This window comes from Aerosakkonema sp. BLCC-F183, from assembly GCF_041929145.1.
In the GTDB taxonomy this organism is placed as follows: domain Bacteria; phylum Cyanobacteriota; class Cyanobacteriia; order Cyanobacteriales; family Aerosakkonemataceae; genus Aerosakkonema.
On sequence record NZ_JBHFNU010000102.1, the window covers coordinates 218,813 to 232,953 of the forward strand.

General features: G+C 46.0%; 12 protein-coding genes. 2 read left to right on the plus strand and 10 right to left on the minus strand.

The genetic code is table 11. From position 1 onward, the window contains the following. Positions 1-28: 28 nt before the first annotated feature. The 3 genes from ACE1CD_RS30065 to ACE1CD_RS30075 all read right to left on the minus strand — a co-directional run bounded on the left by ACE1CD_RS30065 (position 29) and on the right by ACE1CD_RS30075 (position 3,913). On the minus strand, positions 29-928 hold the full coding sequence (locus ACE1CD_RS30065) for a pentapeptide repeat-containing protein (protein ID WP_374800245.1): 900 nt from the start codon (positions 926-928) through the stop codon (positions 29-31). Positions 929-1,140: 212 nt separating this feature from the next. Beyond that, positions 1,141-2,406 carry a hypothetical protein gene (locus tag ACE1CD_RS30070; protein WP_374800247.1) on the minus strand — a complete coding sequence of 422 codons (1,266 nt, stop codon included), beginning with the start codon at positions 2,404-2,406 and terminating at the stop codon, positions 1,141-1,143. 742 nt (positions 2,407-3,148) lie between these two features. Beyond that, on the minus strand, positions 3,149-3,913 hold the full coding sequence (locus ACE1CD_RS30075) for a TIGR00297 family protein (RefSeq protein ID WP_374800249.1): 765 nt from the start codon (positions 3,911-3,913) through the stop codon (positions 3,149-3,151). 32 nt (positions 3,914-3,945) lie between these two features. Between ACE1CD_RS30075 and ACE1CD_RS30080 the strand changes: the two genes are divergently transcribed. Continuing rightward, positions 3,946-4,377 (plus strand): VOC family protein, encoded by a 432-nt coding sequence (locus ACE1CD_RS30080; RefSeq protein WP_374800251.1) that lies wholly within the window; start codon positions 3,946-3,948, stop codon positions 4,375-4,377. On the opposite strand, the gene ACE1CD_RS30085 is transcribed toward ACE1CD_RS30080, so the two are convergent. Together ACE1CD_RS30085 and ACE1CD_RS30090 are read right to left on the minus strand one after the other, a co-directional pair. Further along, the gene (locus ACE1CD_RS30085) at positions 4,307-4,972 is read right to left on the minus strand and encodes an esterase/lipase family protein (protein ID WP_374827111.1); all 666 of its coding nucleotides are present in this window, start codon (positions 4,970-4,972) and stop codon (positions 4,307-4,309) included. The genes ACE1CD_RS30080 and ACE1CD_RS30085 overlap by 71 nt on opposite strands. Positions 4,973-5,099: 127 nt before the next feature. Next, on the minus strand, positions 5,100-6,473 hold the full coding sequence (locus ACE1CD_RS30090) for a proton extrusion protein PcxA (RefSeq protein WP_374800255.1): 1,374 nt from the start codon (positions 6,471-6,473) through the stop codon (positions 5,100-5,102). 128 nt (positions 6,474-6,601) lie between these two features. Between ACE1CD_RS30090 and ACE1CD_RS30095 the strand changes: the two genes are divergently transcribed. Continuing rightward, positions 6,602-8,953, plus strand: coding sequence for a recombinase family protein (locus ACE1CD_RS30095; protein ID WP_374800421.1), 2,352 nt, complete (start codon positions 6,602-6,604; stop codon positions 8,951-8,953). Here ACE1CD_RS30095 and ACE1CD_RS30100 read toward each other — a convergent pair. The 5 genes from ACE1CD_RS30100 to ACE1CD_RS30120 all read right to left on the minus strand — a co-directional run bounded on the left by ACE1CD_RS30100 (position 8,939) and on the right by ACE1CD_RS30120 (position 14,117). Continuing rightward, positions 8,939-10,135: a serine/threonine protein kinase gene (locus tag ACE1CD_RS30100; protein ID WP_374800257.1), complete on the minus strand. Its 1,197-nt coding sequence runs from the start codon at positions 10,133-10,135 to the stop codon at positions 8,939-8,941. The genes ACE1CD_RS30095 and ACE1CD_RS30100 overlap by 15 nt on opposite strands. Before the next feature lie 240 nt (positions 10,136-10,375). Continuing rightward, on the minus strand, positions 10,376-10,861 hold the full coding sequence (locus tag ACE1CD_RS30105) for a serine/threonine protein kinase (RefSeq protein WP_374800259.1): 486 nt from the start codon (positions 10,859-10,861) through the stop codon (positions 10,376-10,378). 383 nt (positions 10,862-11,244) lie between these two features. Further along, a complete protein-coding gene (locus tag ACE1CD_RS30110) occupies positions 11,245-13,122 on the minus strand; it encodes a ShlB/FhaC/HecB family hemolysin secretion/activation protein (RefSeq protein ID WP_374800261.1) in 1,878 nt (625 codons plus the stop codon). Between the two features lie 87 nt (positions 13,123-13,209). Beyond that, positions 13,210-13,455 carry a hypothetical protein gene (locus tag ACE1CD_RS30115; protein ID WP_374800263.1) on the minus strand — a complete coding sequence of 82 codons (246 nt, stop codon included), beginning with the start codon at positions 13,453-13,455 and terminating at the stop codon, positions 13,210-13,212. Between the two features lie 56 nt (positions 13,456-13,511). Continuing rightward, positions 13,512-14,117 (minus strand): hypothetical protein, encoded by a 606-nt coding sequence (locus tag ACE1CD_RS30120; RefSeq protein ID WP_374827112.1) that lies wholly within the window; start codon positions 14,115-14,117, stop codon positions 13,512-13,514. Positions 14,118-14,141 lie beyond the last annotated feature (24 nt).

Below are 14,141 nucleotides of genomic sequence, written 5' to 3' on the forward strand. Positions count from 1 at the left end.
GAGTCTGTCTTATTAACACTTTGAGTATTCACAGACCGATCGCGCCTCGCACGCCTACAAATGATGCCCCTGCGGTGATAGCATCAGTCATTTTATTGTCGATCGCTTCCGCATAGTCAAACACGCAGGCAATCAGGCTGGCATCGATCAAATTGCAGTTGGTAAGTTTAGCATTGCGGAAACTACTACCATCGAGATGAGCATCGAATAAGAGTACCCGGTCAAGCATAGCACCATCCCAGGACGTGCGAAAAGCTTTTATGCCGTGCATATCAGTCCTGAATAAAGATGTCTGGGCAAAGGAAGCACCAACAGCACTGGCTTTACTCATCTTACAAAAGCGTAATTCGGCACGATCGAAACGAATACCATCAAGCATCGCATCCTCCAAGTTTACCGATGTGGCACATAAATTTGTACAGTCAGTATTGACAAGAGATGCACCGATAAAAGATGTAGCATTTAGATTGCAACCACCCAGACGCGCACCATCAAAACGTGCTGTGGTAAAAGTCATGTTACTGAGATTTGCACAACCTAAGTCTGCTCCAGTAAAATTTGCACTTTCAAGAATAGCCGATCTCCCAGTACCCCGAAAAGCATTCCATTCATCGACATCGCGCCACAACATCTGGATCTGAGTAATTACTGGTTCCCAATAATCATCATCTAATCGAATATTTTCAAGTTGAGTTTCTTGGAGTCTACACCGAGAAAGAGACAATCCCGATACCGAGCTACCAGCGAGATTTGCCTTAGTTAGGTCGCAGTGTTTTATGTTCGCTTGGGAAATGTCTAGTCCAGCTAGATTAGCACCGCGAAACATCAGACGTTCTGAAACTGGAATTTTGTTGATTTCAATGTTAAAAGCGGGAATATCTTGAGTCAAAAGTTCGACCCAAGCTGACTGATTATCTGGTGTTATCATGACTTGGTTCCTCTTCGCTGTTCCTCTCGATTAGGATCGCTTGTATCTTTTCATCATTTCCTCACATTCCATCTACGTCTCAAGTTCTGCGATGATTTTAATGAGCGGTTCTATCTTAACTCGCTTGTGCGATCGCGCTTCCCGTCCTTGCTAGTTAGAGAAAGCGCGATCGCTCTTATTTAGTAAAAAATCAACAGATTTGCAAAATTGAGCTATGCAGTCAAACTCAGATTGTAGCTCGTATTCACAGTCGGAGTATTTGACACGATATCGACAAAGTACGTACCTGCGCCCAAAGTCCTTGCAATTGAGCCAATACTGCTAGGAGAAGCACCAGCACTAGCTAAAAACTCACCCGGATCGATGCTACCGTTACTGTTACTGTCTGCGTACAGGTTCGCAGTCACTCCATCGCTGACACCACTGAGGGACAAGTTGAAGCTACGCACATCACCCAGGACAAAACGATAGAAATCATCGCGATCGGTTGTACCTACAAAGTCCTGATAAGTGCGAGTACCCGTGAGAGTATCTACATTTAAAGCCTTAGCTGGCGTGCTACCCGGATCGGATGCAGTTGTAGTAGAAATAGGACTAGCTGCAATACCCAGACTGTACGAGCTGCTGGAACTGGGAGAACCCGTTACCACATCTATGTAGTAGCTACCTTGAGCCAAATCAAGAGTGATTGCTGCGGGACTAAAAACGGTACCCGTAACGCTACTCAACTCTTCACCAGGTTCGATCGCAGCATTGTTATTGACATCTGCAAACAACTTCAGAGTAGTGTTACTGCTCAAACCCCCCAAAGTAAGATTGAGGTTGCTCGGCTTATCCAAAATAATACGGTAGTAGTCCTCTGGATCGGGAGTACCCACAGAATCAACAAATGTCGAACGAGTAAGCAAAGTACCCAATTCATATGAAACGCTGGGTAAATTTCCCGGATCTGTTGCAGGTGCAACCGGTAGCGAACTTATACGTCCCTCGCGAATACCATTGTTGAGGAAGTGTTGTTCAGCCTTTTCAAAGTCGTTCCCAAATGCTGCCTTTAAATCAGGATTGCTATTCAGGTAGACAGTAGGATTGAAAAATTCCGAAGCAACTCGTCCTTCTTTAAGACCGAAGCTTTGGTAGTGCTGCGCCAATTGCTCGTCAGTCAAATTAGCTTGTGCTAAGTCACTGTTGACAGCTTTGTAGTAAGCGGCATTAAAAACAACTCCAGGTCGGCGTTTCTCTCCGATTCCACGCTGTTCCATATGATCGAACAGTTGGTTTTTAGTCAAGCCTGCCTCGGTGAGGTCGGGATAACTCGCTGCATAGTAGTTGAGATCCGCAAACCGCGAGAATTGACGCCCTTCGGTAATACCCCTGTCTAGAAAGTGCTGCCGCAATTGTGCATCTGTGGTAATTCCGGCTCTAGCTAAGTCTGGGTAAAGAGTGCGGTAAAAATTGGCATCAAATAAATTAACGGACATGATAATTCCTCCGAAGATGTGCAATTACATTGTGAGTTTGTGGAAAAATTGACAGGTAACACTTAATTGGCGAACGGTGTCAAAGGCTACCAATGCTGTTTTTTGTTGCCAAACTTCTGCTTTTGGAGATAATTATCTGGATCTAAATGACATATTAATTATCCAGATAATCTGACGCTGTTTAATGGTTATTAGCAATTGGCAATTGTTACAAAACGATAGTTGCTGATGCTAATCCATTAAGAATACCTTGCGTCTGAGGGCTTTAAGAGGCATTTGCAGAATTATTGACGGGGGATTAAAAACTAATCTAGAAGTAGAAATATTTCTGTAACTCTAGATCGTCTTGTTTTGTGTTACCCATCTTAATCTGTGTGTTTCTCTTCTATTGAGTACTACAATCTCTCACCAATGTTTACGGAAGTGCGAGCAAAAATTTTTGAGCGTTTTTTGAGGAATAAGTGTATACGTAATGACTTCGATATGAATAGAAAAGGTGCAAATAAGCGGCTTTATGGCCTTTCTAGGCTTGAATTATCGCTATATTTTATGTGCAGCACCTATATATATGTAAGTATTATATTGAAAGTAGGTCAATTTATCTGGAATTGCAGCTATCGTTGATGTAGTTTAAGCATTTAACATTTCAGGCTATAGTTTTAAATTCAAAATATCGATTAAAGAAACCCGGTTTTTCCATCAAAGAAACCCGGTTTTTCCAAAAAACCGGGTTTCTGAAACTCTAGCCAGCTAAGCCAAACGCCAAAGCTAAGATAATGGCTGCGATCGCACCCAGCAAAGTATTGATAGCATTGACAACTTCATTGGTCAGCCAGCTTACCTTGCCTTGCACCGTAGCACCCAGCAGACTTTCCAAATTAGTGGCAATAAACGCCGCCACCACGCACAAAGCAACACCTGGGAGGTCGATCGAACCGATACCCCAACCCACAAGTGCGATCGCGATCGATCCCGCCACCCCAGCTAAAGTTCCCTCCAGACTCACAGCGCCTTCCGTTCCCCGCGCTACCGGTTGTAAAGTAGTAATTAGAAATGTGCGTTTACCGTAAGCTTTGCCCACCTCGCTAGCGCAAGTGTCGGAAAGCTTAGTAGAGAAACTGGCGACATAGCCCAAACGCAGCAGGTAAAGAGTGGGAGAGGGTGGGAGAGGCAGAAGAGTTGCTAAAGCACACAGCGCCGCCGTAAAAGCCGAACCCCAGACATTTTCTGGCCCACGCGCACCAGAACGCTTTTCCGCAATTCCCTCTGCTTCCTTTTGGGCCATACCGATGCGGGTGACGGCAGATCCAACCAGAAAATAGAACATCACCGTCAAATATCCCTGCCACCCCAGCGTTCCCCAAATCAAAACGCCCAATACCCAAGCGTGCAAGTAGCCTGCGGGTGTGAGCAACTTTTTAGGGGCCAAAAACGCGATCGCCAGCAAAACCGTATTTAATCCCACCGCCACCAGCCAGGGATTAAGAGCATAAATAGTAGAGAGCATTTATTATCCGCCTCCGCGAAAACAGGAAACTTATGAACGAAGTTTTATTTCATCTTGCCTTCCCCGTCACCGACATTGCCCAAACAAAAGCATTCTACGCTGATGGTTTGGGCTGCCAAATCGGTCGCGAAAGCCCAAATTCGGTAATTCTCAACCTTTACGGCCATCAAATCGTTGCCCACGCCACGAAAGAAGCTGTAACTCCTCAAAAAGGCATATATCCCAGACATTTTGGATTGGTTTTCACTTCCGAAGCAGATTGGGAAGCGCTGCTGGAAAGGGCGAAAGAGAAAAATTTATCCTTTTACCAAGAAGCTAAACGCCGATTTGTCGGTTTACCTACCGAACATCGCACTTTCTTTTTAGAAGATCCGTTTCACAACTTGCTGGAGTTTAAGTATTACTGTCATGCGTCGGCGATTTTTGGCGATCGGGAGTACGCACAGGTGGGGGATACTGTCTGAGAGGTTCTGCTAGCGCTTGTCCAACTGCGGCGAGACTCTTGGAGTCTGTCAGCATCCAGGGATGCAGAGGAACCAATACCTGTACATCTTTACCCACCGCCAGCTGAGAACTATTTGCCGGCACGATCGTTAAATCTAGGGGTGTCCAGATGGAAGTGAAGTTGAGTCGTTCCAACATGGCGACATCCCGACTCAAATCTGTGAGAAATTCGCTCCCAGGACGCATCTGAACGCAACCGGGTAGTTGAGAACCGTAAGCGGCCAAAGTACCGCGATGAGGCGATGCGATCGTAATGAAGCGCTGTACGCGATCGATTCCTCCCAGCCGCTGCACGTAGTAGCGGCTGACAATTCCTCCCATACTGAAACCAACTAAATCCAAAGGTTGTCCTGGCGGGAAAGTCTTGGCGACAAAATCCGCAACTTGCTGTGCCAAATAATCTAGGTGTTTGGCACCGTTATTTGGTATCAGATCGAGATCGTATACAGACCGACCCTGCTGAAGCAGGTAGGGAGCCATTCTATGAAAAACTGCGCCGGTATCGTTAATACCGTGAACTAAAAGCACCGGGTTGCGATCGTTCTCACTTTTCATAGGGCTAGGGGCTAGGGGCTAGGGGTGCAGGAGGGCAGGGGTGCAGGAAGAAATTCTTAATTTTGACTTTTGACTTTTGACTTTTGACTTTTGACTTTTGACTTTTGACTTTTGACTTTTGACTTTTTTACTCGTTCATATTTCTGTAGGTAGCAACAGCTGAAGGAGATATGCGATTCAAATATCGGAAAATCCAATATTTGAATACTGTATCTAGAATCACCGGAAATGTAGCAATAAACAAAAAGATAAATTGTCTACTTTCCGGTATTCCCAGATGTCGCGATATGCCTTCTAGCAGGACTTCCCATCCATGTGGGGAGTGGAATCCCACGAATATATCGGTAAACAAAATAATAATGAAAGCTTTAGCGCTGTCGCTGAGACCGTACACAAGTTCATCGATAAAAGATTTCAAAACGGCGATTTCTCGACGACTCGTAAAGATGACCAGACCAAAAGCAAATAAGGACAGTAAATCGGAAAAGACATTTTTAATCGCATCAGCGCTTTCGTGCCGAGATTCTTCGGCTATTTCCTGCGCTCTTTCTTTGAGTTTTACCTCTATTTCCTCTGCCGAAAACTTGGGAACTTCAAAAATCAAGTTCTCAAATTCTAATCTTTCCTTAAATACTTGTAACTCACCCAGCGCTTCTTCTTCCAAATCGCGGTTTATGAAAATATCGACTTTGTTTTCATCTCTCAACTTATCTACTATTGGGCCGATTAGAAAAAGCTTAGATAGTTGATAAGTAAGCAGCGGTGCTATAATTAAAATTAAAATAAACTTAATAGAAACTGCTGTTTTTGCCTTCGACTTGCGGAATTTTTTGACGACTTCTTCTTCTGATTGAGGGTCTAACTCTCTCTGGAGCCGATTCAAGGTTTGAAAAATTGACCTGGGTAGGATACCTGTTTTATCAGTGACAGTTTCATTAATTTTGCCTTCAAGTTCAGATTTGGATAAATATACTTGTTCGTTTTTATTATTGGCGCTAAAATCTTGAGAAACAAAGTCATTTTTAGGGGGAACTACTACCAAAGATAAAGATGTTTCCGGTTGGGGGTTTTTCGATTCGCGAGTGTATTGAGAAACGATGCGATCGATAAACTTAAGCTTCTCTAAAATAACCGATGGTTTATCTCTGGCATCCAACCCATAAACATCGCCATTCTTGACGGCAACATCACCTTCTTTTGGTTTGGCTACATTTTGATTCGTAAGGCTTACAATTGAACTGCTAGCCTTGAATTCAACCAGTCCCGCCTTGATAATATTTAAGTTTTGCTTAAGTTCTGCCTCAAAATAAGCCATTGTGCTGTCTCCGTACTCAGCAGAGTCAGCAGCTATTTGGCGACCCTCAAAATGTTCATCTTCGATCGCCTTGATTTGCAAAGCCGCATTATATGCTCGATCTAAGGCTCTTTCTGGCGTTTCGGAAAACCAGTCGCCAGCATAACGCAAGGAATCTCTAATTTTGGCCAAAAATGTTTTCTTCATGACACAAATTTATCCCTGACTCTCAGTGATATAGGAGAAATATCCTGATTGCTTCTGGCTTAATGCAGATTTGCAAAAGTCAGAAAATCGAATGTACGTGGTATGATAACAGATTAACCGGAGGACGGATGGTGGTGTCTGAATCTGTTTGGATCGCTGGCTCCAGTCGCGGTGGCAAGACTACCCGGTTGATAGAGCAGTTTTGCACCTGGGTACAGATGGGATTCGATCGCCCAAATGCTACCATACCCAATTCTGCAACTCAGGGACGAGCAGTTACCCAAAGTGCAGTCAGTCGTTTAACTGCCAGACAAAGAGCCTCAGCAGCTTTGATATTTGCTGCTAATGGAGATAACCGCATTGAATTAACCGATCGCATCACAGCGGCGATACCTAATATACCGATTCGCACAACCACACCTCTAGCTTTTTTTGAGGATGAAGTAATTCTATTTTGGCCGCTCTTAATACAGAGGTTGAATCTAAAGGCACAATTTCCTCTGCGACTGCGCCCGGAAACAGAACAGGAATTAGCAACCGAGCTGTGGCGTCCGGAATTGGATATGGGTATTTGGCGACAGATGGGGGTGAACGAATACCGATTAGTACGTCGCGCCCTCGACTTGCTGTTACTGGCTGGTTTGAGTGGAACGCCTCCAGAGGATATATCTGAAATTTTAGAACAAGGTTTGGTGGAAGAGGGGCAGAGCGACCCCACCCCCAACCCCTCCCCGTCTCAAGGGGAGGGGAGAAGCAACCCCACCCCCAACCCCTCCCCGTCCCACGGGGAGGGGAGAAGAGAAGATGAGAGTTTTGAAGAGGAACTCAGCAGTCAGCACTCAACACTGAAAATGATGTTGTTGCGGTGGAAGCAATGGTGTTTGGAGCGAGGATTGCTGACTTACGGTATTATTGCGGAATTATATTGGCGCTATTTATTGCCAGATGCAACTTATCAGCAACATTTAACTCGTCGGTGTCGCATAGTTCTGGCAGATGATATAGATGATTATCCCGCGATCGCACGCGATTTGTTTGACTTTCTCCTAGACAGTGGCGCGATCGGCGCTTTCGCTTACAATCCTGAAGGTGGCGTGCGCGTAGGATTGGGTGCTGACCCCGATTTTATGGCAGGTTTGGCATCCCGCTGTCAAGTGGATACCTTGAGAAGGCGACCGATTATTTGTTTGGAAGATTCTCTGGGAAGTAGCCTGGTGGAAGCGCTCAACGACCCCTCCTTACTATCCCCTTTGCCAGAATCAGTGCAGTCTCTGCAAACGATATCGCGATCGCAACTTTTGCGCGAAACCGCCGAGATAATCAGTCAAGCGATAAACTCAGGACAGGTGCAACCGCAAGATGTCGCTGTTATAGCACCCGGTTTAGATGCGATCGCACGCTACAGTTTCATCGAAATTCTCACAGGTAAAGGTATAGCCGTCGAATCTCTCAACGATCAGCGCCCTTTATCCAGTTCTCCGATCGTTCGCGCATTGCTCACCCTTCTGGCTTTAGTTTATCCGGGATTGGGACGTTTGGTAGACCGAGATGCGATCGCGGAAATGCTGGTAGTACTCAGTCAATCATCAGCAGCAACAGAGAACGAGGAATCGGAAGACACCCCCATCCAAAATCCCAAATCCCAAATCCCAAAAGGTATCGATCCAGTTCGCGCAGGTTTGTTGGCAGACTATTGCTATGCGCCAGATCCGGAATTGCCCAGTTTGCAGCCTGTGAAAAGCTTTGCTCGCTGGGATCGTCTGGGATATCAAGCCACCAAAGCTTATGAAGAAATTGTACAGTGGATCGAAGAACAGCGATCGCAACAACAGCAACGTCTCATTCCCAGCGGCGTTCACGTACTCGATCGAGCAATACAGCGCTTTTTGTGGAATGGCAGCTATCTTCCCTTTCACCAATTATCAGCTTTGCGAGAATTGATGGAAACCGCCCAGCATTATTGGGAAGTAGACGGACGACTGCGAAAAACTTCGATCGACTCCCCCGTTAGTGCAGGAGATACACCATCTCATACTACCGTCGGTCGATTCATTCAGCTACTGCGGCGCGGTACAGTAACGGCAAATCCTTTTCCCATGAGAGCTTTTGGCAGAACAGCAAATGCCGTCACCTTAGCGAATATTTTTCAATATCGTTCCAGTCGCAGATTTCATCGTTGGCAATTTTGGATGGATGTCGGTTCTCTTCTGTGGTTAAGTGGAGGTGCAGCTAGTTTATTTGCTTCTCAATTATTTCTGCAAAATCGATTGGGAGAACCTTGGACAGAGCAAAATGAAACAGAAGCAGGAGAAGAAAGACTGCGACGAATTGTGCGAGATTTGTTGTCTCGTGCGGGAGAGAGAATTTATTTGTGTCACAGCGATTTTGCCGTGAACGGACAAGAACAAAACGGCCCGCTTTTGACATTGGTAAATGCTTCTGTTCCCGTTAACTCAGAGGCATTATTAACGCAAACCTAGAATTATCGCCAGGAAAACTAAATACATCCAAGCTGTTGGTATCCCGATAAAAAGTCCGGCAATTGCCCAGCCTCTTTGATGAGCTTTGAAATGTTCGATACTCCGCCACTTTTTACTTTTCCAAGCCCATTCATTGCCTCTATTCCCTAATGCGATCGCCATCAGCCAACCTACCTGCGGTATCCAGCATAAAAGACCGATCCAAACATTATTAGTTAGCGGCCATATCCAAGGTAGCAAAAATGCTCCCCAATTCCAACCTTTGATTTCATCTGGCACAGGTACAGATGAATCGAATAAACCACCTTGACCGGAATTATTCAACTCAGATGTTTGCTTTAAAAGCTCGTCACCCCTTGGTTCGATCTTTAAGTTTATTTGTTTGAGGTTTTCTAGCGCTTCTCTAACATTACTAAACCTGCGTTCTAAAGCAGGCTCCGTCATTTTCGTTAACCAACTTGCCAAATGAGGAGACAAATTTACCTTGTCAGCAAATTGAATTTGTAAATTTTTTTGTGGCAAATCGGCAGGCGGAATACCAGTCAATAAATGAATCAAAGTTGCTCCCAGCGCATACAAATCCGATGCCGGAACTGCCCGACCGCCAAATTGTTCCATCGGTGCATAACCGTAAGTTCCCACTACAGTAAATGTAGCACCCTCTGTTGCCGCTCGATCTTGAACTGCACCAAAATCAACTAAATAAATATGTTCGTCTTCACCCCAAATTAAATTACTGGGTTTGATATCGCGATGTAACACAGGCGGATTTTTATCGTGCAAGTAAAACAGAATATTCAAAACCGATACGGTGATTTTGTGTATTTCCTTTTTCGTAAATTTTCGACCTTGACTCAGCAATTCTTTCAAGGAAGCACCGGGAATATATTCTTGCACCAAGCCGAACCAAAGCGTGCGATCGTCTATATGAAAATAATCTCGATACTTAGGAATGCGAGGATGATCTAGTTGTTTGAGAACTTGCGCTTCCCGTTCAAATAATTTGAGGTCATCCCACTGCACTTCGCCGCCAAAAGCCAGGAGTTTGACAACTACCTTCTCTTTAGATTCTGTTGCCAAATCTTCTGCCAGCCAAGTTTGACGCCCAGCATTTTTCCCTAACTTTTGTTTGAGTTGATAGCGTTCTTGTAATATTTGTCCCGATTCCAGCATTTTGCTCATATTTTTCGTTATCTTATTTGACTAAAATCGACAAAAAGCTCTTTTTTGATGTTTGCTTGGCAGGACTTCATTGAGAGCGATTGAATTTATTTTTTTGGCGCTGGCGGAAGGTTCCCTCCTCCGCAATTTAAATCGCTCAACACAAAATTAATTGCCAAACCAAAGCCACCTAAAATAATCCCGCTCAAAGCAATGCCGCTCAAAGATAATAGTGCTAAACGTTTATAACGAACCGGACTGCTAGCATACTTGTTCGTCTTCCCCTAAAATTATATTGCTAGGTTTGATATCGCGATGCAGCACGGGCGGATTTTGTTCGTGCAAGTAAGTTAAAATTTCGAGCAGCCCAGTGGCGATCGATCGCACTTGCATTTCCCCAAACCGCTTCCCTTCATCCAACAATTGCTGTAGCGATTTACCTGGAATCAAATCTTGCACCAAAGCAAACCAACACAAACCAGAACCGGCTTGCTTATCCAACGAGAAATAGTCCCGATATCGTGGAATACAGCGATGATTTAGCTGTTTGAGAACTTGCGCTTCCCGTTCAAACAATTTGAAATCGTCCCATTGCATCTGGGGATTAAAAGCAAGCAATTTGACAATTGCTAACTCACGTGGAGACACAGCGACATCTACCGCCAGCCAGGTTTGACGCCCTGCATTTTGTCCTAAGCGCTGTTGGAGCTGATATCGCCCCTGTAAGACTTGTGACGCTTGCAGCATCGTTCCATTTTAGATGAGAGGATTTTGGATTGGGGATTATCTCAATTTTATAACTAGCGGCTAGAGCGCCAGTCCAGTAAAAGAGGTTGACAAAAGAAATAAGATGTGTACTTGTATAGAAACCTCGGCAGGGCGAAGCAAGAGGACATAAAAATTGTTGCTTCTGGCGATCGATTCTCGCCCTCTTGCTTCGCCCCTACACAATACATATTTCATTGTTTTTGTCAATTTATTCTAGTGGACTGGCGCTCTAGGGGCTAGAAAAAGTCAAAAGTCAAAAGTCAAAAGTCAAAATTAAGAATTTCTTCTCGCTCTCCCACTCCCCCACTCCCCCACTCCCCCACTCCCCCACTCCCCCACTCTTTCCCTAGCCCCTAACTCCTCTAAAAAGGATTGAACTGCAACGAGAAATACAATCCCTTTTCTTGCAAAGTTCTTTCCTCACCACCGAGATCGATCAGGGGGATACCGTAATCTATACGAGCTCGCATCCTATCGCCCATTTGCCACTGTACCCCCACACCGACAGATGCTAGATTATTGGTTTCTGGATTAACTCTGCCAGAACTGTTCCATACTTTACCTACATCCACAAACGGGATAACTTGCAAAAGACCGCGCCCTTCCGAGAGGCGGTAAATCGGAAAACGCACTTCCGCAGAAGCAAAAACGCCATTATCCGTGAGTAAGGCGTCTTGGCGATATCCGCGCACGCTTTCAAAACCACCCAAACCAAACTGCTCTAATGGTAAAAGAGCGCGATCGGCTAACTGCATATCCGCACGCAGCAACAGCAAAGGGGAATTAGTCGTATCTCTTCCTCGTCCTCCCAGCAGGCGCAACCACTGCGCCTGTCCCCGCCAACCGACAAATCGGCTATCTGGATAGCTTTCGTTAATCGAGGCGTCAAAAGCACCTATACCAAAATTGAATTGCGATCGAGCGGCGAATACAGATTGACTGCTTCGCTGCGTCCATTCTTGGAAAACCCTGATTGCCGAAATGCGCGTGCGCCCCTCGTCATCCGCACCGGGAGAAAGCTGGAAAGGCTCATCTAAAAGGAAAGTCTTGCTTTCTCGCCGCGAAGCAGTCACACCGACGGCAAATTCTTGAGTAGGAGTTTGAATAATTGGTTGGCGGTATGTCAGCTCGTAGTCGCGGGAAGCCGCCTCAATATCAACTTGGTCGAAAGGTTCTTCAATGATACTGCTTTTTGTGTAACCAAAGCTGAAACGGAGGGTACCGTTACGGGCGTTGATGGGATAGGTGTAGCTGGCATCGAATTCGTGACTGCCGGTAGTATTGGCATAGGACAAGACCAAAGCATCTCCCTGTCCCAGCAAGTTAGCTTCGGTAAACGCCGCTCCTCGCCGTAAAGTACCCACGCTGGGCGAACGACCGTTATCGAAAGTGATCTGAAGGTCTTCGGTTGGGGCTGGTCGTACTGTCACTTCCAGTACACTAGATCCGGGACGCGATCCGGCTGAAAGTTCTGCGGAAATATTTCTGATTAAGGGATTGAGTTGCAGCAGTTGGAGAGATTGCAGCAGGCGATTGACATTTAGCGGTTTATCTGCACCCAAGGCAACCCGCGATCGCACATAGTTAGCATTCAACCGCCCAGTACCGGTAACTCGGATTTCTTCCACAACACCTTCCACCACCTGAATCTTGACAACGCCACCGTTGAGTGCTTGGGGTGGAATAAAAGCACCAGATGTGATATACCCCTTGCTGACGTACAATTGCGTTACCGCAGAACGCGCTTGCAGCAATTGGGCAAAGGAAACATCGCCCAGGAATGGCTTAGTAACTTCAGCTAATTCTCGATCGCTCAAGGCTGTATTGCCATCGAACTCGAACCGTTCCACTTTGATAGTATTGGGAAGGTCGCTGGGGACAGGTTCTGTAGGTGCCGTATTTGAGGGAGTCGATGGTTGCAGCAGTTCGGAAGGTGGCGGTAGCGGTGCGGGCGTTGGTAGTGGCGGTAAAGGCGGCGGTGTTGGCGGAGTGGGAAGCACCGGATTCGGTACTTGGCTGGGATTTGGTGTCAGAGTCTGTGCTTTGAGTCCTTCAGCGTACAAACTGCCGATTAAGGCGACCAGACTTAAGGCGAGATAGGATGCAGCGTTAGAAGGTAAAAGCATTCCCAAGGTTTGCCCGGTTACGACGGCAAAAGGCAAAAGAGAAAGATTTTGTTTTTCTTTTGTCTTGTTAGTTTCCTTAAGTTTTAAGTTTTTAGTGTGGTTTTTGGAGTGCATTGCAAACAGCTGGTATTACTTCTGGACTATAAATGTAACGGTAGGCACCTGAAGCTGCGAATTTTAATTCTTCTTTGGAGTTTATCATCATTGACTTTCTACCATTAAAGTCAGAAATAAAGCTTTACTGCCAGTAGGATCGGAAATATGCAACAAGATACGTAAAAATTTGCAATCCCTGCTATTTCTTGTGTCGATCGCCCTTTTATTGCCTTGAGGGTTGAGTGTATAATTTATTCCCACTCGCCAAAGCGAACGGTTGCGCTGTGGCAGGCGTAGCTGACTGCTAAAAGAAAAACCGAACACACCCAGCAATCTCGCAGCGCTCCACACCCTGCCTCATCAGAAAATAGAGAATAATTTGCAGTCAGCTTAGCACAAGTAATTTTTTAGAGCCCTCGCGGGTTTCTAGGCAATATGGGCAAGTTTGATGGCCCCAGCGGTGGCGTTTGGGGTACGGGAATAGGCCGATCGAGCAGCGGCGCAGTTCTGCGAGGCGCTACGCTGGAAGGGTAGAAATCCTGCGGGCGATCGCTCCCATCAATACAGGTTCTCATCACTTGCGACACAGAAATATCCACTTCCCCATGCAATCCCACCACGCAATCAGCAAAGCGCACCGGTAACAAACTGCGGCGGCAGTTATCCAAAACGTCCGGAGCCGATGCGTTTTGAGTGCGGTTGCTGATATTTACCACACAGGTTGCCAGGTCGCGGGGTCGTCGCACGGTCACGCAAGTAGAAAGGGCATCCACCGCCGCAATGTTCGTTTGCTGATTTATCCCAATCACGCATCTGGTTAAATCTTCCGGATACAGCGATGCCGCACAGGCGTCTGCCGCTACTGCTGCGGGGATAGCCGCACGCACCATCTCGGAGGCACATCTTCGGAACTCGTTGCGCGTCACTGCTCCAGCCGGATTGGTGGGCCAAGCGTAAGGCAATAAACACAGCGTCGCCAAGGGTGTAGCCCAAAAGCGAATTAAAAGAGACAATTTATTGGAAAAACTCTTTCCCAT